General features: G+C 48.2%; 22 protein-coding genes, 1 tRNA gene and 1 pseudogene. 23 read left to right on the top strand and 1 reads right to left on the bottom strand.

Annotated features, from left to right (window positions below; all coding sequences use genetic code 11):
* The first annotated feature begins 30 nt into the window (after positions 1 to 30).
* The 23 genes and pseudogenes from DXA20_RS16785 to coaE all read left to right on the top strand — a co-directional run bounded on the left by DXA20_RS16785 (position 31) and on the right by coaE (position 23,207).
* On the top strand, positions 31 to 381 hold the full coding sequence (locus DXA20_RS16785; protein WP_243100598.1) for a hypothetical protein: 351 nt from the start codon (positions 31 to 33) through the stop codon (positions 379 to 381).
* Positions 354 to 941, top strand: coding sequence for a hypothetical protein (locus DXA20_RS16780; protein ID WP_243100597.1), 588 nt, complete (start codon positions 354 to 356; stop codon positions 939 to 941). The genes DXA20_RS16785 and DXA20_RS16780 overlap by 28 nt, the downstream gene beginning before the upstream one ends.
* Positions 942 to 969: 28 nt before the next feature.
* Positions 970 to 4,227 carry a glycosyltransferase family 39 protein gene (locus DXA20_RS09170; RefSeq protein WP_118560257.1) on the top strand — a complete coding sequence of 1,086 codons (3,258 nt, stop codon included), beginning with the start codon at positions 970 to 972 and terminating at the stop codon, positions 4,225 to 4,227.
* Between the two features lie 12 nt (positions 4,228 to 4,239).
* Positions 4,240 to 5,685 (top strand): hypothetical protein, encoded by a 1,446-nt coding sequence (locus DXA20_RS09165; RefSeq protein WP_118560255.1) that lies wholly within the window; start codon positions 4,240 to 4,242, stop codon positions 5,683 to 5,685.
* 30 nt (positions 5,686 to 5,715) lie between these two features.
* Positions 5,716 to 6,042, top strand: a complete 327-nt coding sequence (locus DXA20_RS09160; RefSeq protein WP_118560253.1) for a hypothetical protein — start codon at positions 5,716 to 5,718, stop codon at positions 6,040 to 6,042.
* Positions 6,043 to 6,074: 32 nt separating this feature from the next.
* A complete protein-coding gene (locus tag DXA20_RS09155) occupies positions 6,075 to 7,034 on the top strand; it encodes a DUF2953 domain-containing protein (RefSeq protein WP_158577182.1) in 960 nt (319 codons plus the stop codon).
* Between the two features lie 37 nt (positions 7,035 to 7,071).
* Positions 7,072 to 7,440 carry a GerW family sporulation protein gene (locus DXA20_RS09150; RefSeq protein WP_118560286.1) on the top strand — a complete coding sequence of 123 codons (369 nt, stop codon included), beginning with the start codon at positions 7,072 to 7,074 and terminating at the stop codon, positions 7,438 to 7,440.
* 124 nt (positions 7,441 to 7,564) lie between these two features.
* Positions 7,565 to 7,750: a 50S ribosomal protein L28 gene (gene rpmB / locus DXA20_RS09145; protein WP_022305764.1), complete on the top strand. Its 186-nt coding sequence runs from the start codon at positions 7,565 to 7,567 to the stop codon at positions 7,748 to 7,750.
* Between the two features lie 160 nt (positions 7,751 to 7,910).
* Positions 7,911 to 9,527 (top strand): AAA family ATPase, encoded by a 1,617-nt coding sequence (locus DXA20_RS09140; RefSeq protein WP_118560249.1) that lies wholly within the window; start codon positions 7,911 to 7,913, stop codon positions 9,525 to 9,527.
* Positions 9,528 to 9,612: 85 nt separating this feature from the next.
* Positions 9,613 to 10,197, top strand: a complete 585-nt coding sequence (gene rsmD / locus DXA20_RS09135) for a 16S rRNA (guanine(966)-N(2))-methyltransferase RsmD (RefSeq protein WP_022305766.1) — start codon at positions 9,613 to 9,615, stop codon at positions 10,195 to 10,197.
* 2 nt (positions 10,198 to 10,199) lie between these two features.
* Positions 10,200 to 10,685 (top strand): pantetheine-phosphate adenylyltransferase, encoded by a 486-nt coding sequence (gene coaD, locus DXA20_RS09130; protein WP_118560247.1) that lies wholly within the window; start codon positions 10,200 to 10,202, stop codon positions 10,683 to 10,685.
* Positions 10,686 to 10,725: 40 nt separating this feature from the next.
* Positions 10,726 to 11,355: a hypothetical protein gene (locus tag DXA20_RS09125; RefSeq protein ID WP_022305768.1), complete on the top strand. Its 630-nt coding sequence runs from the start codon at positions 10,726 to 10,728 to the stop codon at positions 11,353 to 11,355.
* A 69-nt stretch (positions 11,356 to 11,424) separates the two neighbouring features.
* Entirely contained in the window at positions 11,425 to 12,384 is a 960-nt protein-coding gene (zapA, locus tag DXA20_RS09120; RefSeq protein WP_158577181.1) for a cell division protein ZapA, read from the top strand.
* A 142-nt stretch (positions 12,385 to 12,526) separates the two neighbouring features.
* Positions 12,527 to 15,025, top strand: a complete 2,499-nt coding sequence (locus tag DXA20_RS09115) for a U32 family peptidase (RefSeq protein ID WP_118560243.1) — start codon at positions 12,527 to 12,529, stop codon at positions 15,023 to 15,025.
* 70 nt (positions 15,026 to 15,095) lie between these two features.
* Positions 15,096 to 16,277, top strand: a complete 1,182-nt coding sequence (locus DXA20_RS17170; protein WP_279222365.1) for an FtsW/RodA/SpoVE family cell cycle protein — start codon at positions 15,096 to 15,098, stop codon at positions 16,275 to 16,277.
* A 17-nt stretch (positions 16,278 to 16,294) separates the two neighbouring features.
* On the top strand, positions 16,295 to 16,588 hold the full coding sequence (locus DXA20_RS17165; protein WP_279222364.1) for an FtsW/RodA/SpoVE family cell cycle protein: 294 nt from the start codon (positions 16,295 to 16,297) through the stop codon (positions 16,586 to 16,588).
* Positions 16,470 to 17,999, top strand: a complete 1,530-nt coding sequence (locus DXA20_RS09105; RefSeq protein ID WP_147403729.1) for a peptidoglycan D,D-transpeptidase FtsI family protein — start codon at positions 16,470 to 16,472, stop codon at positions 17,997 to 17,999. Before DXA20_RS17165 ends, DXA20_RS09105 begins: the two co-directional genes overlap by 119 nt.
* An 88-nt stretch (positions 18,000 to 18,087) precedes the next feature.
* Positions 18,088 to 18,540 carry an NUDIX hydrolase gene (locus DXA20_RS09100; protein WP_022305774.1) on the top strand — a complete coding sequence of 151 codons (453 nt, stop codon included), beginning with the start codon at positions 18,088 to 18,090 and terminating at the stop codon, positions 18,538 to 18,540.
* Positions 18,541 to 18,652: 112 nt separating this feature from the next.
* Positions 18,653 to 19,015 (top strand): response regulator, encoded by a 363-nt coding sequence (locus tag DXA20_RS09095; RefSeq protein ID WP_022305775.1) that lies wholly within the window; start codon positions 18,653 to 18,655, stop codon positions 19,013 to 19,015.
* 121 nt (positions 19,016 to 19,136) lie between these two features.
* Positions 19,137 to 19,218, top strand: a tRNA-Leu gene (locus DXA20_RS09090).
* A 135-nt stretch (positions 19,219 to 19,353) separates the two neighbouring features.
* The gene (locus DXA20_RS09085; RefSeq protein WP_022305776.1) at positions 19,354 to 19,662 is read left to right on the top strand and encodes an anti-sigma factor family protein; all 309 of its coding nucleotides are present in this window, start codon (positions 19,354 to 19,356) and stop codon (positions 19,660 to 19,662) included.
* 12 nt (positions 19,663 to 19,674) lie between these two features.
* Positions 19,675 to 22,526 (top strand): annotated as a pseudogene (gene polA / locus DXA20_RS09080) (DNA polymerase I).
* Between the two features lie 96 nt (positions 22,527 to 22,622).
* Positions 22,623 to 23,207: a dephospho-CoA kinase gene (gene coaE / locus DXA20_RS09075; protein ID WP_118560239.1), complete on the top strand. Its 585-nt coding sequence runs from the start codon at positions 22,623 to 22,625 to the stop codon at positions 23,205 to 23,207.
* Here the strand turns inward: coaE and DXA20_RS09070 are convergent.
* The gene (locus tag DXA20_RS09070) at positions 23,187 to 23,792 is read right to left on the bottom strand and encodes a stage II sporulation protein M (RefSeq protein WP_118560237.1); all 606 of its coding nucleotides are present in this window, start codon (positions 23,790 to 23,792) and stop codon (positions 23,187 to 23,189) included. The two genes, coaE and DXA20_RS09070, sit on opposite strands and share 21 nt — an antisense overlap.
* Between the last annotated feature and the right edge of the window lie 102 nt (positions 23,793 to 23,894).

Raw genomic sequence — 23,894 nt, 5'->3', positions numbered from 1 at the left:
CATGCATAGATACGCAGGGATGGGGGATTTATGAACCAATTATTAAACAAGCTTGAAAAGAAATTTGGCCGTTATGCCGTACCGGATCTCATCAAGTATGTGATCGTGTTGTACTGTGCGGGAGCGGCGCTCGGACTGATCAATGAGAATATTTATTACAGTTATCTGTCGCTTAATGTGGAGGCTGTCTTACATGGTCAGATATGGAGACTGTTCACATACCTGATCGAGCCATATGGCTTTAATCGGGGGATGGGCTTTATTGTGAGTATCCTGTTCTTTGCGATTCAGGTCAATCTGTTCTTCCTGTTTGGAAGATCGCTGGAGCAGGCATGGGGACCTTCCGGTTTAACATGTACTTTATCAGCGGCTGGTTTTTAAACATTGTTGCGGCATTTATTTTGTATGGGACACTTCATTCCGTACAGTATCTGTCCGGCTTCCAGTATATTTACTGGTCTATGTTCTTTGCCTTTGCAACCATCAATCCAAACATGGAGTTTTTGTTCTGGTTTGTGATACCGATCAAGGTGAAGTGGCTGGCAATTCTGGATGCGGTATATCTCTTGTATAATGTATTCCAATATGTGACAACAGGTATTGCGTGCATAAACCGTGGAATGACGTCAGTTGGAGGACAGTATTTCAGCGTCGCCTTTGCAATCCTTGTCGCGATGGCGAACTTCTTAATATACTTTTTTGCCAGCAGGGATTATCATAGGATCTCACCGTCGGATATCAGGCGGCGCCAGCATTTCAAGAAGCAGGTCAGGGATGCGGGACGTCAGAACGGCGGGGCAAGACACCGCTGTGCAGTATGCGGAAGAACCGAGCTTGATGACGAGAATCTGGATTTCAGATTCTGTTCGAAGTGCGACGGCAATTATGAGTATTGCTCGGATCATTTGTTTACCCATCAGCATGTGAGAAAGCATGACTGATCACAATAGAAAATAAAGGAGAAAAACTATGGGGATGATTAACGCAGTGGCAATCATTGGATTTCTGATCATGCTTGCCATGTACTTTCCGATCAGCGGTTATCTGAGAAACCGGATGGCCGTTGTGGAACAGAGCGGGGCGGCAGTCCGCGCCAGAAACAATCAGAAAAGAAAGAATGTAGCAAGAAGCAAGGGCAGCAGGAATCAGACACAGGTGAATCTTGACAATCCGCAGGACCGCATGATCGGTCTGACGGTCTTTGTGGCTGTCATGGTCGTTGCATTTCTGCTTCGTGTGATTATTGGCGGTGTTTATCACGGTCATGAGCAGGACATGAGCTGCTTTATTGCATGGGCGGATATGGTATACAACGATGGTTTTCACAAGTTCTATACCACGATGACAGAGGGTTATCCACCCGGATATATCTATATTCTGTATGTGATCGGATGGCTGCGTCATATCTTCAGCATTCCGTGGAATTCGGCAATGAGTGATATCCTCACAAAGATGCCGAATATTCTTACCGATCTTGGTATGGGGTATCTGATCTATAAGGTTGCGTCCGAGAAGTTCCGTGAGACAGGTGCAGCATTGCTTTCAGCTGTTTATCTGTTCTGCCCGGCAATCATTCTGGACAGCGTTGTCTGGGGGCAGACGGATAGTATCTATGTGGTATTTCTTGCATGGATGTTCTATCTGATCGCCAAGAAGAAACTGATCCCATCGTATTTCCTTTTCGCACTGGCAATTCTTTTAAAGCCACAGGCGATGATGTTTGCACCGGTGCTGTTATACGGTATTATCGATCATGTATTTCTGGAGGATTTCAACTGGAAGAAGTTCGGGATCAACCTTGGAATGGGACTTGTGGCAATTCTTTGTATGGTGATCGCCGTGTTGCCGTATGGTTTGCAAAAGGTTATTTCCCTTTATACGAATACGGTAGGTTCTTTTGAGTATGCTTCCGTAAATGCATACAATTTCTGGACACTGGTTGGTAAGAACTGGATCAGTCAGGGAGACAGGGGCTTTGGTTTAAGCTATCAGACCTGGGGTACGATCTTTATCCTTCTGATCGTGATCGCAACAGCATTTGTAAATTTCCGCTGCAAAAAGACAGAGGCGAAATATACATATATCGGCGGTATGCTGATCATCGGTATTTTCATGTTCTCTGTCCGCATGCATGAGCGTTATATGTATCCGGCAATGGCGTTTATGCTTCTCGCATATGTGATGAAGCCGAGAAGAGATGTGTTTATCCTGTATTGTCTGTCGGCAATGCACTTCTTCTATAACGTAGCGCATGTATTGTTTAAGTATGATGCTGCAAACTATGACTGGCACAGTCCGATCCTGTTTGCAATCTCCCTGCTTGGCATGGTTGTGTTTGCCTTCATGGTATACACAACGATCCGTCATTACACCAGATTTGAGACAGAGCAGGAGGAGAAGCAGATCATCAGCCGCGAGACAACTGTGAAGAAGGTGTCTGCGGAGGAGAAGAACAAGTCTGTGATCCGTCCATCTTCCAAGCTTGTGAAGATGACGAAGCAGGATTATATTGCCATGGGAATTATCACCCTGATATATGCGGTAATCGCATTTGTGCATCTCGGTAGCCTGAAAGCACCGGAGACGGAGTATTCTGTCGTGACGCAGGGGGCGGTTGTTGCCGATATGGGACAGGATGTCAGTCTCGGAAAGATGGCGGAATATCTTGGCTACCAGAACAATCCGAAGTATCTGGTGGACTATTCCTCAGATGGAACAAACTGGAATACCTTATACGGAGCAGACAATCCGTGGGATGCCGGTTCGGTATTCTGCTGGAATTATACGGATCTGAATGTGACAGCGCGTTATGTAAGGATCTCACCGGCAGCGGATACGACAAATGACAGTATTATGGAACTGGTATTTACAGATACGGAAGGCAATGTAGTGACACCGGTCAATGCCGGAGATTACTCCACATTGTTTGATGAGCAGGATCTGTATGCGGCAAGAGCAACCAACTTAAACGGTACTTACTTCGATGAGATATATCACGGCAGAACTGCTTATGAGATGATCCACAAGCTGTATTGCTATGAGAACACCCATCCGCCACTCGGCAAGGAGCTGATCGCGCTCGGCGTTCTGATCTTTGGTATGTGTCCGTTTGGCTGGAGATTTATGGGAACGCTGTTCGGTGTTCTGATGGTGCCGATCATCTATAATTTCTCCAAGAAGTTCTTTAAGGAGACGTGGATCAGTATAGTGACGACGATCCTGTTTACGTTTGATTTCATGCACTTCGTTCAGACGCGTATTTCCACGATCGATGTGTATGTTACGCTGTTTATCATGCTCTCGTATTTCTTTATGTACTGCTATACGAGACTCAGCTTTTTCGATACAAAGCTGTCCAAAACGCTGATTCCGCTTGGACTCTGCGGATTTGCAATGGGTCTTAGCTGGGCGTCCAAATGGACCGGTATCTATTCGGCGATCGGACTTGCGATCATCTTCTTTGCACAGATGATCCAGAGATTTCGTGAGTACATTTATGCAACGAAGAATCCAAATGGAAAGACAGGAGAGATTTCCCATCAGTTTATTATCAAGAACTTCCATAAGAAGCTGATCGTCACCCTGCTGTCATGCTGTATCTTCTTCATTGTTGTGCCGGCGGTGATCTATGTACTGTCCTATATTCCGTTTAACGACGGTACGGACCGTACGCTGATCCAGAAGGTGATTGAGGCACAGAAGACGATGTTCAATTATCACAGCACACTGAATGCAACACATCCATATGGATCGAAGTGGTATCAGTGGCCAATCATGTACCGTCCGATCTGGTATTATTCCGGCGTTGTGTCAGACACCGTCAGAGAGGGTATCAGTGCCTTTGGTAATCCGCTTGTATGGTGGGCCGGTATTCCTGCCTTTGTATATATGCTTTATCTGGTATTTGCCAAAAAGGACCGCAAGGCTGCATTTTTAAGTGTCGGTTATCTGTCACAGTATGCACCGTGGTTTAAGGTGACACGAGTTGTATTTATTTATCATTATTTCCCAAGTGTACCGTTCGTTACGGTTATGGTGGGCTACAGCATGTACCGGCTTGTAAAGAAATATCCGAAAGCGAAGAAATACGCCTATATTTATGCGGCGCTGGCAGTAGGACTCTTTGCAATGTTCTATCCGGTCTTAAGTGGTACGCCGACGACTGTGCATTATGTAAAAACTTACCTGAAATGGTTTGAGAGCTGGGTATTATTACAGACCTGGTAATAAGGAGACGACATGAGTACAAAGATACGCGAAAGTGTAAAGAAATTATCCCATGGCAAGGAGCTTGAACAGGCTCTTCCGGAGTATCTGGAGCTTGCCCTGGATATTCATGACAGTCATGCAAGACTGAAATTCATGATGGAATATTATGTGTTTTATGAGATGATCACAGAGGGGATCAATCCTTATATTAATACGGCAGAAGATATTGCACAGGCTCTTCATCAGGCGGTTCGTGTCCTGATGGATCCTGCCTCCTTCGGAGAGGAGGAACGCAGCCGGCAGAGAGAGAATCTGCTTAAGCTTCGTACGGAAGTGACAGACCGCATGCAGGTGCTTACCGCATATGTAGACCGTTTTGTTGTATACGAGTATATTCTGAACCGCATGCAGTACCGCTTTGAGGATCAGGAGGTTATCGCCGAGGACAGTGTCTTTGCACAGGAGGTATTAAACTTCATCTTTGCAACTAAGGACAATATGGCGATCAACGATAATATTCGCATGGTGATCGGACAGCTTCCGATGCGTATGACGAGAAGTCATTATTTCGATCTGATCCGCGAGAGTATCTCTGTCTACAAGGGTTCTGACAAGAGTGCACTGGAGGGACATCTGTACATGTTCCGCACCAATGCAATGCTTTACCGGACCGATGACATGGAGAAGTATTTCACAGAGTTTGTGCCGGTCATCAAGGAGTTTGATGAACTGGATTATGAGAATATGACAGCCGCAATGTATCAGATCTATGCTGAGAAGCTTCGCACGAATGCATCAAAGCTCAATGATATTTCGGATCTGTACATGCTGATCCAGAAGCTGATCAACGGAGCATATTCCATGTATCTGGCAGACGGCGGTCAGAAGGCAGCCGATAAGATTCCGGCGGCACAGTTAGTGATCCGCGGTATCAACGAGCTGTTCCTGCATGAGGAAAGTGCTATCTGGGAGAAGAATGAGGAGCATCCTCTTGAATCAGAGGAGGACAAGCTGTACTGGCTTGGCGAGCATTTCCCGGAGATCGAGGGAATGCAGGAGCGGATCTACGAATCCATGACAACGGCAGATGCCGTGCTGGAGGAGACGATCAAATCCCGGAAGGAGCAGATCACAAAGCTCGGACTGATGGAGGGCTTTACACATCTGCAACAGCTAATGCAGTTAGCTTCCGGCAGCGACTTTGTGGAGCTTGAGTGGAAGGATGAGGAAGAAAAGGTAACCGCACAGGATGCAGAGAAAGCGGCAGAGCAGATCGTAACCGAGTTGAAGCAGGCGTTCAAGGGACAGTCCCGTCTGGTGAGACGTGCGATCATGGCGAATACGCTGGAAAAGATCCCTGTATTTTTCTCAACACCGCAGGAGGTGGCAGATTATATCAGCCAGTCTCTGATGCTCTGTGATGATGAAGCAGAGAAGTATGCATCCAAACAGTTGATTCAGGAAATGATGGGATAATTTGGCAGGGATTTCCGGAAAAGGAGGAGTATGCTGTACTGGAGTTCAAAAATGTATCTGGACGCGGATATTTCCGTCAAAAAGAAACGGTATCAGAAGCTTCTCGAAAAAAATAAGCCGACAAGACCGTTATATTGTATTACATTACCCGTAAATGGAGAAAATATCATGGAGATATATTCCTCCGTGGAGCTGTGGTTTCGCTGGTACCGGAGACGAAGGGTGACGGTGATCGGTCTGGCGGGAAGCCGGGAGAAAGCCGAAATGCTTGCAGCACAGATCTGTCTTGATACAGTTTGCAGAGAGGGTGACATCTCTCCCCGGATCGTGCGTGGATATTTTGAGGATATCATGTAAACAGCAACAGGATGCCGGGAGGAGGTGTGCCGATGGCAGTGATCATACTGGGTGTGTTTAAGTGGATCGGAATCATTCTGCTTTGCATTTTGGGACTGATGCTTCTGCTATGTCTGGCAGTGCTTCTGATACCGATCCGGTATCAGCTGTCTGCCGTATGGCAGGAGGAGCACAGAGTGAAGGGAAGTGTAAGCTGGCTGCTGCATCTGATCCATCTGTCTTTTGACACGGACAGAAACCAGAGAGTGTGTATCCGTATTTTTGGCATCCCGGTGAACGGCAGATTTCATACAAAGAAAAAGAAATTCCAAAAGCGAAGAAAAGTAGAGCAGAAACGGAAAGCATCCGGCAGTACCAAGGTCCAAAGGAAAGAAGGTGTTTCACCAGCGAAAGTGCAGAAGGCTGTGGAATCTTCGACAACAGCCGGTGAACCGAAAGAAGCAGAAGGGGCGAAGACGGCGGATTCATTCGATACGAGTGTGTCTTTGGCAGCGCAGAAAAGTTCCGGAGAGAATACGGATACCGTGCAAAGGACGGTTCCTGACAAAGCTGCCGATACGAAGAAAAGGGCAGACTCTTCTGAAAACAGATTTGTGCGCACACTGCGGCGGATAACGGGCAGAGTGAAAAAGTTTTTCTTGTCAATCGCCGGCTTATTCGCTAAAATAAAGGCAATTGATGAGGAAAGCATTGAGCTGCTTCAGGCAGTTTTAAAGAGCAGTGGAGGGCTGTTAAAGCATATGGCACCACGCAGCCTCAGGGGGCGACTTCATTTTGGAACCGGAGATCCGGCACTCACCGGACAGCTTCTGGGAGTACTTAGTGTCCTTTTTGCCATGTGGGGCAAAGGGATTGCGGTTATACCGGATTTTGAACAGGAAGTGTTTGAGGGAGAGGTAGCAGTGAAGGGATATGCAAGAGGGATCATAGTGTTGATCCTGATAATCAGAGCGCATCCGTTGCGGTTAATGGAACGGTTAGACAGATCATAGGATGCTGTTGCAGCATATGGAAAGGTATGGTGATATCATGGCAGACAATAATTTCAACACGGCAGTTGGTTCTCTTCTGAAAGGTATGGAGGGTTTTCTGACAACCAAAACAGTGGTTGGCGATGCAGTACGGTTTGATGATGGAACGATCATCCTTCCGCTGGTAGATGTCAGCTTTGGTGTGGCCGCGGGCTCGTTTGCGGAGAATGGCAAGAAGAACAATGCTGGCGGCGGAATGGGAGGAAAGATTCAGCCAAGTTCCATTTTGATCATCAAGGACGGAACAACGAAGTTAGTCAACGTTAAGAATCAGGATGCAGTTACAAAGGTGCTTGACATGGTGCCGGACCTTGTCGATAAATTCAAGTCTGGCAAGGGTTCTGACGAAGAAACAGAAAAAAATTAAATTTGTTCTTGCATTTTACATTATGATTTGGTAGAATAAGCATGTTGTGGCAAAATTAGACAGTCATAATAGTTATTGATAAATCATGACCGTTAGGGTTAAATATGCTAAGGAGGTGCTTACGATGGCAAAATGTGCAGTTTGTGGAAAGAGCGTTCACTTCGGTAACGCAGTAAGTCATTCCCACAGAAGAAGCAACAAGATGTGGAAGCCAAATATCAAGTCCGTTAAGGTTAAGGTTAATGGCGGCACAAAGAAGATGCCGGTATGTACAGGATGTTTACGTTCTGGAGCAGTAGAGCGTGCGTAGGCGCTTTTCGGTATTATATGAATACAAAGAAACCGTAATATACGGTTTCTTTTTTTTGAAAAAAATCACAAAAATTGTCTTTGGACAGGAACTTGTCTATTGATGAGAATTGTAGTACAATGAGGCAAAATAGGCTGTTTTGGAGAAAGGAGGGGATGTGATGGCAAACGCGATGTATACCGGTGATGAAATCTGTGCTATGGGGCAGAAATATTACCATTCGCTGGCAAAGATCTGTAAGAGACTGGAGAAACAGGGCTACTGGCGGGAGGCAGAGAACATGATGAAGCAGTCTGCAGCGGAGGTGTTAGATCTGTATGTCCAGTCGGTACTGGTGGAACTGGCGGTGCGTTTGGACAATATTTCTGACGGGCAGAAAGAATACATCCGGTGCCTGACACAGACCAATCCGCTTGAGATCAGCCCGGATGCGGAGATATTGGAGCAGAGTGTAGTTCATTATGCGGAGAAGTATGCAGCGATGCCTCCGATCCTGATCCAGATCTGCGGTGTGTATGACAGGCATTTGAAAGAGGAACAGGCGGTGCTGTTTCTTGACAATGTGATCAATGTACTTTTGTGTATGATGGAATTATCCGACCGCTTTGACCGGGCAGGTCAGGAGTATATCCGTGAATATTATGAAAGAACCGTGTTATTTGTCTGCTCCGGAGGTGTCAGCCCGGAATGGGAGGAAAGCTATATCCGTCATAAGCTTGCTGCCCGAAATATCTGCTCCGGTGTGAAATGGCTGACCGGGGAAGAAAGCAAAAAGACTGAATGGCAGGTGAATATGCCGGCAGATAAGACGGATCAGAGAATGCTTCCTGAAACGGTTACTTCGGACGAAGTGGAGTCGGAAGGAAATATACAGGAAAGTCCGGAGGATGAGCAGAGAGAAGCCAGGAAAGAGTTTGAAAAGGTAAAGAAACGGCTGCAGGAGCGGCAGAAGGCAGAAAAGGAAGCAAAAGAGCAGCGAGTGGCTAAACTTTTGGACGAACTGAATCAGCTGGTAGGACTGGACAACGTCAAGGAGGAGGTCCGTTCTCTTGTGAATCTGATCAAGGTGCGCCGGATGCGCGAGGAATATAAGCTTCCCGCTATGGACATGTCTTATCATATGGTATTTACCGGCAATCCGGGAACCGGAAAGACCACGGTTGCCCGTCTTGTGGCAAGGATTTACAGAGAGCTCGGTATCCTGTCGGAGGGGCAGCTTATCGAGACAGACCGATCCCGTCTGGTTGCCGGTTATGTGGGACAGACGGCGATCAATGTCCGCGAGGTGGTGGAGCAGGCGATCGGCGGCGTATTATTTATTGATGAGGCATATGCGCTGGTCAGCCCGGATACAACGAATGATTATGGCTCTGAGGCGGTAGATACGCTGGTCAAGATGATGGAGGATCACAGGGATGATCTTGTGGTGATCGTTGCCGGTTACAGGGAGGAGATGGAGCAGTTCTTGCGAAGCAACACGGGACTCATCTCCCGCTTCAATAAATTTATTACATTTGAAGACTATTCCGAACAACAGTTGTTAGAGATTTTAACAGTTATGGCGGAACAGGCAGGGATGGTCGTTGAGGATACGGCAGTGAAGAAACTTGGATTATATCTTGCCTCCATGAATGAACAGGAGCGCCGGGACTTTGGAAATGCCCGTGGTGTCCGCAATGTATTCGAGAGGATGATCGTGAATCAGGCGAACCGGATCGTGCTTCTTGAGGAGCCGACAAAGGAGCAGCTCATCACGCTGACGGCACAAGATGTGTGATTGACCGCCCCGATGGAATGTGATACAATAATTAGTATCTTATATTGTGTTATAATACGAAATTTAAAGGAAATGAGGGAATGCAATGAGAGTGATTGCAGGAACGGCGAGACGTCTGAAACTGGAGACTCCGGCGGGACGCCATACCAGACCGACCTCGGATAAGATCAAAGAGACATTATTTAATATTATACAGCAGGATCTGTATGAGGCAAGATTCCTGGATCTGTTCAGCGGCAGTGGCGGGATCGCGATCGAGGCATTGAGCAGAGGTGCGGCAGAGGCTGTGCTGGTAGACAACGACCGGGAAGCACTGCGGTGCATCCGCACGAACCTTCATCATACGCATTTTGAGGAACAGGCAAGGGTGATGGCGATGGATGTTATCCAGGCACTTCGCAGACTTGATCAGCAGAAGAAAGCATTTGATGTTATTTTTATGGATCCACCGTACAGCATGGGGCTGGAGAGAAGGATAATTCCTTATCTGATTGAGTCATCGCTGGTTCATGATGATACAAGGATCATTGTTGAGGCATCCATGGAGGACGATCCGATCGTGCTTCCTCCAACCTGTGGATGGTATGTGGAGAGAGTCAAGGAATACAAGAACAATTGTCATATATTTATCTGCCGGGATAAAACAGCCGTGGCGGGAGAGGACGAATAACGATGAGTACAGCAGTATTTCCGGGAAGCTTTGATCCGGTGACAACGGGTCATGTCGATCTGATCCGGCGTGCTTCACGGATGTTTGACCGGCTTGTGGTCGGTGTTTTAGTCAACAGTGCAAAGCAGCCATTATTTTCCAAAGAGGAGAGGGTGGCGATGCTGCGGGAGATTACAGCGGATCAGGATAATATTGAGGTATCTTCTTTTGAGGGGCTTCTGGTAGATTTTGTGAAGGAGCAGCATGCAGATGCGATCGTGCGGGGACTGAGAACGCCGGGAGATTTTGAGTATGAGCTTCCGCTTGCACAGGCGAACCATAAACTGTCTGTTCAGGCAGATACCATATTTCTGGCATCTGCACCGGAGTATTCCTATATCAGTTCCAGTGCAGTCAGAGAGCTTTTAAGATATCAGGCAGATATTTCCGGTTATGTACCGGAGACGGTTCTTCGCTATATGAGGGAGCATGGAGTAGTATCAAATTAACATTATCATAATCATAGATTTGCAGATAGGAGAGAACGATATGCAGTCAAGCAGAATTGAGCAGGAGATTGATGATATTTTTGAATTTGTGGAAAGTTGCCGTATGCAGAGACTTTCTTCAACGAAGGTGGTAGTTCCTAAGGACGAGCTTTACGATCTACTGGATGATCTGCGCCGGGATGTGCCGGAGGAGATTAAGCGCTATCAGAAGATTCTCCGACAGAGAGAGGAGATCCTTGATAATGCAGAGCAGAAGGCGGCAGCGATTCTCTCAGATGCGCAGGAGCAGTACAAGGCTCTTGTGGAGGAGCATGCGATCATGCAGGAGGCTTACCAGCAGGCAGAGATCACGGTACGGGAAGCCAATGAGCAGGCAGAGCAGATCGTTGCCAATGCAAGAGCACAGGCAGCGGAGATCGGCAATGGTGCAATCTACTACACAAGAGATCTGTTAGAGATGTCTGAGAAGACACTGGCTGCGGCATTGGAGACCACAAGCAGCAATGCGCGGGCATTGGAGTCAGCGCTGCAGGGATATCTGGATGTGATCAGCCAGAATAAGGCGGAGCTTGTCACAGACGAGGATGCCCAGGTGCAGGCGCAGCAGGAAGCAGCCGCACAGCAGGAAGAACTGCAATTGCCGGAGGTACAGGAAGAGCCTGTTTCATAGGCAAAGGCAGGGGAGGTTCTAATACAAAGGATGCCGTCACAGAGATGGCAGAGGAAGGTGCGGGTGAGAATGAACGAGAAAACAGATGTACAGGTGATCATCAACGGGAAGCAGTATACGATATGCGGTTACGAGAGCAGTGATTATCTGCAGCATATCGCGAATCATATCAATGAGAAGTTTGATGAGTTTAAGCGGCAGGAGGCATATAACCGCCTGGATATGGATATGAAGAATATTCTTCTCGCGATCAATCTGTCCGATGATTATTTTAAGGCACAGAAGCAGGCGGACGAGAACAGACAGCAGCAGGGCGAGGTCGAGCAGGAAATGTTCCGCATGAAGCATGAGATCGTCTCACGCAATGAGGAATTAAAGTCTGTGAAGGAGCAGTTAAAGCAGGCGCAGGCGAAGACGTCAGAGCTTGAAAAGAAAACGATCCGTCTCGAAGCGGAGCTGGATCAGAAGACGCAGGAGCTTTTGAACAAAGAGAAAGAGTTGGAGAAGAAATCTCAGGATATCGCTCAGAAAGAAAAGGAATTAGAGCAGAAATCCCAGGATATCGCCCGCAAGGATAAGGAATTAGAAAGCAAGACCAAAGAGGTTGAAGAGAAGAATAAAGAGCTTCTGCGGAGAGCGGCAGCACAGGTGGCAAGACCGGAGGTGCCACAGCAGCGGCAGGCATATCCGGCAGCAGCCAATGTCGTCAGACCACAGCAGCAGGTGCAGACAGGAGCCACATCAATATCGCAGAGCAGCCAGCCGGTGAAAACGGTGGTGCCGGAAGCACACCTCACGGCTTCCGGGACACAGTCGGTCAGTCAGGCTGCAGCAGTAACGCCCAAGGATGACAGTATCATGTCAGGAATACAGCCTGTAGCAGTGGACAAGACGGACAATGCAAAGCCTGCGATTGCGTCCTTTGAGATGGAGGCGGATCCGAAGGAGGACGGCACACAGGACAGTCAGAATGGTGCGAGGGGACGAAAGAATTCCGGTTCCAGACGTTCCCAGAGTAAGAGAAAATAAAAGAACAGGATAAAGGGCAAAACACCGGTTTTGCCCTTTATTATTCGTGCGAAGGCAAAGGGAGGATGGAACAATACATTTGTTCCATCCCGCGCCCGCAGAGGATTTGACTTCGTGAACAAAGATCAGGAGAGCAGATAGAATGACAGACAAGATTCAGAGAAAAAAGCCCGAGATTTTATCGCCGGCAGGCTCGATCGAGAGCGTGAGAGCTGCAGTGAATGCCGGATGTGATGCGATATATATTGGCGGGAGCCGGTTTGGGGCGAGAGCCTATGCAGATAACCCACAGGGAGACGATATGCGGGAGGTGATCCGCTACTGCCATCGGTACGGAGTAAAGGTCTATATGACCGTGAACACGCTTCTAAAACCGGAGGAGCTTGCAGACTCCTTATACGATTATATTGCGCCGTATTATCTGGAAGGACTGGATGCGGCGATAGTGCAGGACGTCGGCGTGATGCGCTTTCTTCACAGACATTTTCCGGGGCTTGATCTTCATGCCAGCACGCAGATGACGTTGACAATGGGCGAGAGTGCAAGTGTATTAAGACCGTACGGCGTGACAAGGATCGTGCCGGCAAGAGAGCTGTCCCTTCCGGAGCTTGCCGATATGCGCCGGGAGACGGGGCTGGAGCTTGAGATCTTTGTGCATGGAGCATTGTGCTACTGTTATTCCGGACAATGCCTGTTTAGCAGTATGCTGGGAGGAAGAAGCGGCAACAGAGGACGATGTGCACAGCCGTGCCGGCAGCTCTATCAGTGCGAAGATGGCAGGGGAGCGGGGTATTTATTAAGTCCGAGAGAGCACTGCAGTCTTGAACATATTGGCGACCTGATGGAGATTGGTGTGGATTCGCTGAAACTGGAGGGGCGTATGAAGCGCCCGGAGTATGTGGCGCTGACCACAGCGATGTACCGCAAATATGTTGATTTGTATGATAAGCTTGGCAGAACGGATTATGAACAATATCTGGCATGTCATCAATCGGAGTGGCAGGAGGATGTACGGAAGCTGGCGGAATTATACAACCGTCAGGGTTTCACCTCCGGTTATATGGAGGGAAGAAGCGGCGTGCCGTATGCGGTTCCGAAGGGCAAGGGAGATATGATCGCGGATCTGCGCCCAAATCATGGCGGTGTGCAGGTAGGTACGGTTACGGCGGTTGATCCGCACACTGCAACATACCGGCTGGAACGCGATGTTCATGCACAGGATGTTGTGGAATTTCGTGACGGGAAGCAACGCACATCCTATGAGTATACGATTGGAGAAGGACGCCGTAAGGGAGAGCTTGTAAAGACGAGATATCTGAAGGGCAGCCGTATCCGCAAAGGAGACAGCGTATACCGTACAAAGGATGCCGGACTTTTGGAAGAGATCAGGGAGCACTATCTTTCGGAGGATGCAAAGCTTACTGTTTCCATGCACTTTGAGGCGGCAGAGGGAGAGACGATGAAGCTTTGTGCGGCTTTTCAGGGAGAGGACAGAGAAGCTTCCTTTCTGCTTGAGGGCGATATATGCCAGAAGGCACAGAAAAGTGCGGCAGAGGAGGAGTCGATCCGGCGTATTTTATGCCAGACCGGCGGTACTGTTTTTCGCTGCAGCAATTGCCGGGTGAAGCTTACCGGCGAGCTTTTTATCCCGGTCGGGGCGGTGAAACGCCTGCGGCGGGAGGTGCTTGCAGGACTGTTAGAGAAGTTAGAGGCTTCGGAATATGACCGCCATATCGGAAAGCCTCTGACAGAGATAAATAATGGGCAGCCGGAAAGTGAGATGTATGCTGAACCGATGCATCCGGAGCATGTGGCAGGACAGCCAGGCAGTAAGGATCCGGAGCGAATCGTCGTGTCGGTATTATATGACTGGCAGGCACAGAAGGCAATCGACGATCCGGGTGTGGACGATATTTATCTGCGGACGGAGCAGATGGATGACAGTGAACTTCGCAGGCTGATCAGAAAGGGCGCAGCATCGGGAAAGAACATGTACCTGATGATGCCGCTTATTTTCAGGGAGGCAGTGTACCGGTCGGAACAGCAGAAGCTAAGCCGTGGAGACAGTATTTACCGGATGTCGGAGCTTACCGGTTATGTGATCCGTAATATGGAATCATTTGTGTTTCTTACGAAGGAAGCCGGGATCGCTGCGGAAAGGATTATTACAGATGCCAATCTTTATACCGCCAATAACGAGGCGTTGAGCTGGTGGCAGGATCAGGGTGTCAAACACTGCACCGTGCCTCTGGAACTGACCGGACAGGAATGTCAGGAGCTTTCTACATCTGTAGATATTGAGGCGGTTATTTACGGATATATTCCGCTGATGGTATCGGCGCAGTGCGTGCATCGTCATCAGAAGGGATGTCAGAAGAAAAACGGCGGCGGGCAGCTTTTGTGGATGCAGGACGCCAAAAAGCGTACCTTTGTGGTTTTAAATTGCTGTAAATATTGTTATAATATCATTTATCACGGAGAACCTCTCTGTCTTGACGAGGAGCGGCAGCAGTACAGAAAGTGCGGCATAAAGCGTTTCCGGTATGATTTTACGATCGAGACGCCGCAGGAGATGACAGACGTTTTGAAGGGAAGATTTCCGGAGGGACAGAAGGGACATTTTTATGATCCGGTCCAGTAGTAATGGATAACAAACCGGGCGACGGAGTCATTCCGGCAGGCAGCCGGTTGACAGAAAGGTATCGATTAATATGGATAAACAGGAGGCGGCAAGAAAGCTGCAGGAGCTTCTTGGAAATAGCAATACCATCGGAGTCATGCATTCTGTGGTTGTAGAATTATCAAAATATATTATTATTTTCCTTTTTGCCGTATATACCTGGCATTGTTTTACGGTATTTATAGGCAGGGACAAGGAGCGTAAGGAGAGAGTATACAGACATCAGTTAAAGCTGATGTTTACCATCCATTTTATCTGCTCACTTGTGCTTTTCTTAAACAGTCTGCATGTGCAGATCATTATTCTGTATCTGTTGCAGGTTGTTCTGTTTGTGTTTGCGGGAAAAGCGTATCCGTATGTATATGAAGGAATGTCAAAGATCGTTCTGAATAATATGTTGATGCTGCTGATGGTCGGCATGGTCATGATCGAGCGGCTGGACACAGAAAGCGCCATCCGGCAGATGATCTTTGCGGCGGCAACCTGTGTGGCAGGGCTGTTCATTCCGTATATCATAGAAAAGTTTTCCTACTTTGATATATTTGGCTGGTTTTATGCGATCGCAGGGCTGGGGCTTCTTGCACTTGTCTTTGTGATCGGAGAAGAGAGGTACGGTGCAAAGAACTGGGTGTCGATCGGCAGCTTTGCACTGCAGCCGTCTGAGTTTGTAAAGATTATTTATGTTTTTTTTGCAGCCGCATTTCTGGCAAAGGCAGAGAGATTTAAGGATCTTGTGCTTGTGACGGCAGTTGCGGCAGCGCATGTGCTGATCCTTGTATTGGAGAAGGATCTGGGTGCGGCACTGATCTTTTACATCACGTATCTGGTGATCCTGTATGTTTCCACGGAGCGGCTGAGTTATCTTCTGGCGGGATTGGCGTGTGGCTCCGGGGCGGCAGTGGTGGCATATCATCTCTTTACGCATGTACAGAATCGTGTGATCGCATGGCGTGATCCATGGAGCACGATCGCTAATCAGGGGTATCAGGTGGCACAGTCGTTATTTGCCTTTGGTACAGGAGGCTGGTTTGGCATGGGGCTTGGAGAGGGAATGCCGGACAAGATCCCGGTTGCGTCCAGTGATTTCATTATTTCAGCGATCGGCGAGGAGCTGGGTGTGTTTTTCGCAATCTGCGTTGTGCTTGTCGAGATCAGCTGCTTTGTCATGTTTGTCAATATTGCCCTGAAAATGTCACGCCGGTTTTATAGCTGACGGCGCTGGGACTGGCAGTGGAGTTTATTTTTCAGGTGTTTCTGACTGTGGGCGGTGCGGTGAAGTTTATTCCGTCCACGGGTGTAACGCTTCCGTTAGTAAGCTACGGAGGAAGCTCGGTTATCAGCACGATCGTGCTGTTCAGTATTATTCAGGGCATGTATGTATTAAACAGAGAGGAGGCGGGAGAGATTGAGGAGAAAAGAAAACGAAAGCGCAGAGCGGAGCAGGAATGGGAAACGGAAGAGTACGAAGCGGAAGGAGCCACGCGCCGCAGAGCGAAAAGAACGCAGAGACAGGAACGCAGATAAAGATAGAAAGCGCGGAAACCGTCAGGTGATCGCAGTAGCGTACTGCGTTGTTATTGTCTTTCTGGGGATGATCGGATATCTTGTGAAGTTTATGGTGCAGGATAGTCAGGAAATCATCAACAATCCCGCCAACAAGAGGCAGGAGCTTCTGGCAGAGCGGATTGTCCGCGGAGATATCGTGTCGTCGGACGGCAGGGTGCTTGCTACGACCGAGACGGATCAGAAGGGAAATGAGACAAGAGTTTATCCATATAAGAACGTTTTCTGCCATGTTGTGGGACGTGTGTGGAACAGTAAGACCGGTATAGAACTGGAACAGAGCTTTCCGCTTCTGACCTCACATGTCAATCCGTTAAAGCAGCTCTCCAATCAGCTGCAGGGACAGAAAAATCAGGGCGATATAGTTGTAACAACGTTAAATGCGAAGCTGCAGCAGATCGCATATGATGCACTTGGAAACCAGAAGGGCGCTGTTGTGGCAATCGAGCCGTCCACCGGAAAGGTCCTGGCAATGGTATCCAAGCCGGATTATGATCCGAATACGGTGCGTTCCGAGTGGGATTCGCTGGTGGCAGATGAGGCTGGCAACTCAGCACTTTTAAACCGCGCGACGCAGGGGCTGTATCCGCCGGGATCGACGTTTAAGATCCTGACGGCGATGGAATATATGAGAGAGAATCCGTCATTTGACAAGTACCGGTATGAATGCAGCGGAAGCGATACGTTTGGAGGCAATGTGATCCGGTGCTACAACGGGGAGCACCATGGGACGGTCGATCTGAAAAGCTCACTGGCGCATTCCTGCAACGGTTCTTTTGCACATATCGGTGTGGGTTTAAACCGCAAATCCTACCGCAAGCTCTGTGAGGCATTTGGTTTTAACAGCTCGCTCGGTGTAAAGTTTGTCAGCAGCAGGAGCCGTTTTGTGCTCGACGAGAAATCGGATACGGCAGAGGCGGCACAGACGGCGATCGGTCAGGGAAAAACAACGATCACACCATTACAGAATGCCCTGATCAGCGCAACGATCGCCAATGACGGAGTAATGATGACTCCGTATCTTGTCGATCACACGGAGAGCGTGGACGGGCATGTGGTCAAGAAATATGAGCCGCAGGAAAAGCGGACGGTCATTTCAAGGAAAAGAGCCAATCAGGTGACAAGGATGATGCGTTCAGTCGTGTCTGACGGTACGGCAGCAGCTTTAAGGAATCTGCCCTATCCGGTGGCAGGTAAGACAGGCACGGCAGAGATTGATTCGGAGGGGACCTCACATGCATGGTTTGTGGGCTTTGCGCCGGCAGCAGACCCCAAAATCGCGGTCAGTGTGATCGTGGAAGGTGCCGGAACGGGGAGTCAGTATGCGGTGCCGATCGCAGCGAAGATGCTTGAGGAATATCTTGGAAATTGATTTCTAAATTTCATTGCAATAAATAACAAAAAAGGGTATACTTAAATTTAGTGAAACAAATGCACGTATGCCACCGGGAGGGATTGCAATGATTGAGGCAACAAGTTGTGGCGGTGTGGTGATCTTTCGGGGAAAGATCTTACTATTGTACAAGAATTACAAAAACAGGTATGAAGGATGGGTGCTTCCCAAGGGCACGGTTGAGGAAGGCGAAGAGTTCAAGGAAACTGCTTTGCGGGAAGTAAAAGAAGAGACGGACGCAGATGCCAGTATTATCAAGTATGTGGGGAAAAGCCAGTATACTTTTAATACGCAGGAGGACACGGTCGTAAAGGATGTACACTGGTATTTGATGATGGGCGAGAGCTATCACAGCAAACCACAACGCGAGGAATTTTTCGTGGATTCCGGATTTTATAAATATCACGAAGCAGTTCATTTGCTCAAGTTTGCAAATGAGAAACAGATCTTGGAGAAGGCTTACAGCGAGTTCCTTGATCTGAAGAAAAGCAACCTGTGGGGGAATCGTAAATATTTCTAAAGACAGGCTTTATGTGAATGACTTTATTGACAATTTACACGAAAAAAGATATAATTACAGAAGGTTGATCATATTAGAGATATCCAGAGAATTTAAATAAGGGAGAAAAAGTATGGGCAATAATATTTTAATTGTAGATGATGCTGCATTCATGAGAATGATGGTAAAAGATATTTTGACAAAGGGCGGATATAACGTAGTCGGCGAGGCTGAGAACGGTGCAGTGGCAGTTCAGAAGTATGCAGAGCTCAAGCCGGATCTTGTGACACTTGATATTACCATGCCGGAGATGGATGGTATTCAGGCACTGAAGAAGATTAAGGAAGTAGACGCTGGAGCCAATGTTATCATGTGTTCCGCAATGGGGCAGCAGGCGATGGTTATCGAGGCGATCCAGAATGGTGCCAAGGACTTCATCGTAAAGCCATTTCAGGCAGATCGTGTGCTGGAAGCAGTGAAGAAGGTTATTGGCTGATCAGACGGCAGATACATACAAGGAGATGTTTTTGGCATCTCCTTTTTGTTTTCCCGGAAAGGGAAAATTGTTGACATTTGAGCTGAAAAATGGTAACATATCTTTTGTTGCGACATGCAGCGCCGGTGTGGCGGAATTGGCAGACGCACATGACTCAAAATCATGCGGGTAACACCGTGCCGGTTCGAGTCCGGCCACCGGCATTAGAAGAGAAGCCATACAGATTGGTTTCTCTTTTTTAGTATATAAGAAAATGATCGTAACGTAGTGTGAATCAAGGCAAACACAGTTTTTTTGTTTTTGATTTCCAGATATTTTCGGCGAAAGGAGTGGATCATATGACCTGTAAGGATATTCAGAAGCTGTTTATTCCGTTTATTGATGACAAGCTCAGCGTGTCCGATCTGGATGCTTTTTTGAATCATATGAACACCTGTAAGGAATGCCGGGAAGAATATGATATATACTATACAGTAATCATGGGAATGCGCTATCTGGATGAGCGCCAGAATATTTCGGAATTTAAGCTGGATTCGGCGCAGAAGCTGCGCTCGGCGGCGGATTATCTGTTTAAGTACCGCATTCTCAGACTGGAGAAATACATACTGCTTGCCGTGTTGTGTATTGGCGTAGTGCTTTTATTTTAGGAGGGCTGACGGATGAATGGAAAGATCGTATTGATTGATGGACATAGTATTTTGAACCGTGCATTTTATGGTGTGCCGGATCTGACAAACTCAGAGGGACTTCACACCAATGCAGTGTACGGTTTTTTGAATATTATGCTCAAAATTCTGGATGAGGAGAAGCCGGATTATCTGACGGTAGCGTTTGATGTGAAGCATCCGACGTTTCGTCATGAGATGTATGCCGATTACAAGGGAACCAGAAAGGGCATGCCGGACGAGTTAAAGGAGCAGGTTCCGCTGATTCAGGAAATGCTCCGCGCGATGGGAGTGCGCCTTGTGATGAAGGAAGGCTACGAGGCGGATGATATTCTCGGTACGATCGCACGGACCGCGGAGAAGAAAGGTCTTGAGGTATCTCTGGTATCCGGTGACAGGGATCTTTTACAGCTTGCCACAGACCGGATCATGATCCGTATTCCGAAGACAAAGCGTGGCGGCACAGAGATCGAGAATTATCATACGCAGGATGTCATTGACAAATACGGCATTACACCGCCGCAGATCGTTGATCTGAAGGGTCTGATGGGAGATGCTTCAGATAATATTCCGGGTGTAGCAGGTGTCGGAGAAAAGACGGCGGTCAAGATCCTTACCGCGTATCCGACGGTTGAGGATGCTTACGCACATCTGGATGAGGTAACGCCGAAGCGGACGCATGACCTTTTGGAAAAGGGACGTGATCAGGCAATGCTGAGCAAAGCGCTTGCGACGATCAAGACGGACTGTGAGCTTGATTATTCGCTGGAGGAGGCAGGGCTTCCGGAGTTGTTTAATGAGAAATCCTTTGCCATGGTTAAGCGGCTTGAGTTTAAATCGCTGCTCAAACGTTTCGATAAAAAGCAGCAGGAGCAGGCGACAAAGCATCTGCAGGTGCAGACGATCACAAGCGAGGCACAGGGAAGTGACTTTTTGAAGAAGCTGTATCAGGCAAAGCCGGAGGTCGTTGGTATCGGTTTTCTTGCGGATCACTGGGCAAGTGCCGGAGCACAGAAAAAGAAAGCGAAGAAATCAGGCGGTCAGCTCGCACTCGTATTTGATGATGGCGATGCGGCGATCACAGAGGAGGGCAATGAGCCCGAAGGAAAGGAATATGCCTTCTACGGAATGTCTGTTTCCTATCAGGAAGGGGAGCAGGTACACACGGGTTGTATGATGGCAGGAGAGTTGTTAAAGACAGAGTGGATCGTGAACAGCCTGCGTGAGCTGGTTCGTAAGATTACTCATATTGCAGTGATCGGTTGGAAGGACATGCTTCATCACACGACACCGTTATCCGGTGACAGCGGATCTGTTCCACAGCAGGAGGGTTTTCCGGCAGAATCTGTGGAGGAGCAGGAGACACTGTTTGGAAAGCTTGCCGATCTGGAGATTGCGGCATATCTGTTAAATCCGCTCAAGGACACCTATCAGGCAGACGACATTGCCAGAGATTATCTGGACATGACGATCGCCTCCTATGCGGAGCTGTTTGACAGGAAAACGGTATCGCAGATCCTTGAAGATGATGCGATATCCGAGGAGTCGGTTCTGCAGTATCTCGGACAGCTTTCCTTTGTACCTTGTCTTGCGTTTGAGGAACTTCGTCAGGAACTTAATGATCAGAAAATGTGGCAGCTTTATCAGGAGATTGAGATCCCGACGGCATATTATCTGTATCAGATGGAACGAAGAGGCGTCTGTGCAGACGGCACGGTGCTCTCGGAGATGTCGGCACAGCTTCAGACTACGGTTGAGACACTGGAGCAGGAGATTTATGATTTGGCAGGGGAGAAATTTAATATTAATTCGCCAAAGCAGCTTGGCGTGATCCTTTTTGAGAAGATGAAGCTTCCGTTTGCCAAGAAAACAAAGACCGGATATTCGACCTCAGCAGATATTCTGGATAGCTGCGCACGGAGGATCCGATCATTCCGAAGATCCTAGAGTACCGTCAGGTAACAAAGCTTAAGTCTACCTACGCAGATGGACTGCCGGTATATATTGAGGAGGATGGCAGGATCCATGGCAAGTTTAATCAGACGATCACGGCAACCGGGCGTATCAGCAGCACGGATCCTAATCTACAGAATATTCCGATCCGTATGGAGCTTGGAAGACAGCTCCGCAAGGTATTTACGCCGAGAGAAGGATGGGTATTTCTGGATGCAGATTATTCTCAGATCGAGCTGCGTGTGTTAGCGCATCTGTCCGGAGATCAGGAGCTTATCGAAGCGTATCGGGAGAATAAGGACATTCACCGCTCGACGGCGTCCAAGGTATTCCATATTCCGTTTGATGAGGTCACAGATCTGCAGCGGAGAAATGCAAAAGCGGTCAATTTCGGAATTGTTTACGGAATCAGCTCCTTTGGTTTGGGGCAGGATCTGAATGTATCCCGTAAGGAGGCAGAGCACTTCATCAATCAGTATTTTGAGACTTACCCGGCGATCAAGACATATCTGGACGGTCTGGTTGATTTTGCGAAGACTTCCGGATATGCGAAAACCATGTTTGGCAGAAGAAGACCGGTGCCGGAGCTTTCCTCCGGCAACTTTATGCAGAGATCCTTTGGGGAGCGTGTAGCAATGAATTCACCGATCCAGGGAACGGCAGCAGATATCATTAAGATTGCGATGATCCGCGTGTCCAAACGACTTCTCACAGAGGGGCTTGAGGCGAGAGTGGTGTTACAGGTTCACGATGAGCTTCTTGTAGAGGCGCCGCCGTCAGAAGTCGAAAAGGTGGGACAGATCCTCCATGAGGAGATGGCTGGTGCGGCAGATCTTCTTGTGCCGCTCGAGGTAGAGGTAGAGCAGGGAAGCAACTGGTATGAAGCACATTGATATTTAGGGGAAGACAAGACGGTTGTAATCCGTTAGCAATATAGTGCTTGTGGCTTTCGAACCGCAGGTAGAATCAGGAAGGAAAGCAGATTTGATATGAAGGTAATTGGTCTGACCGGAGGTGTGGGAAGCGGCAAAAGTCTGGCGGCGCAGATGCTGGCGCAGGAATATCAGGCGCAGCTTCTGATCACAGATGAACTCGGACATACGGTGATGGAGCAGGGGCAGCGTGCGTATGAGGAGATCCTCGGGCATTTCGGCAGAGAACTTATGCAGGAGGACGGCACGATCGACCGGACGCTGTTGGCACAGAAGGTATTTGCGGATGAGCAGGAGAGAGAATGGTTAAACAGTGTGATCCATCCGGCTGTGATTCGTTACATTGAGGAATATATTGCGGCAAGAAAGGAAGAGCCGGGGACGATCGTTCTGGAGTCGGCACTGTTGTTTGAAAGCGGCTGTGACCGGTTCTGTGATGAGGTCTGGTATGTCTGTGTTCCGGAAGCAGTCCGCAGACAGCGCCTTGCAGAAAGCCGTGGATATTCGCAGGAGAAGATCACGTCTATTTTAAAACGTCAGCTAAGCGAAGAGGAATTTCGCAGACGCAGTGATGTAGTCATCGAGAACAATGGCACAATGGAGGAGCTGCGTCAGAAGATCTTATCGGAAATAAAGGCGTAAGAGTGCCGGATTTATGTTTGCTTCCATGAGGCATCCGAGAAGTACAAGAGCTGCAGATAGCAGGAAGTACGGCAGCTCGCACAGGATGAGCCGGTGGCGTGTCAGAGTGATGCTGTGGAGCCCGCAGTGGAGATGATCACAGTGACTGATGGCGATCAGAAATGCCGGAATGAACAGAAGTGCCTGCGGAAGCAGAAAGCAGACAAAACCGAAGATGCCGGTAAAGCCGTTTAAGGTAATGCAGAAGGTGAGGAGAAGTCCATTCTGGAAGCCGATATATGCGGAGAAGAGACGGTAATAATATTTCCAGATATTGGTAAAGGCAAAGAACCACAGAAGCACAAAATATTTGCCGGCACGGCGCACTGCGAGCAGGAAGAAGTCCTGCCGGTTAATCTCCAGTGTCTGAAGCTCAGAAAGAAGTGTCTGATACAAATGAAATACAGATGCATAAATATTGCTGCGCAGCAGATATGCGGTCAGACAGCCCACAGACAGTCCGGCGGCAGCGAAAAGAAAAACGCTGATGGTAATGACAGGCAGCGTTTTTTTTGTTTTATTTTTGACAGCTCCGGTATCATTCATAAAAAATATATCTGTCCTGTTTTTGGGACAAGTACAGGACAACTCCTTGTGGATTTGATTTATTATATGATGTTGCAAATGTGAAATAGAACGGAGAAATCT

This window comes from Roseburia sp. AM59-24XD (assembly GCF_003478445.1).
Lineage (GTDB): Bacteria > Bacillota > Clostridia > Lachnospirales > Lachnospiraceae > Jutongia.
This window is presented reverse-complemented; position numbering and strand designations above follow the sequence as displayed.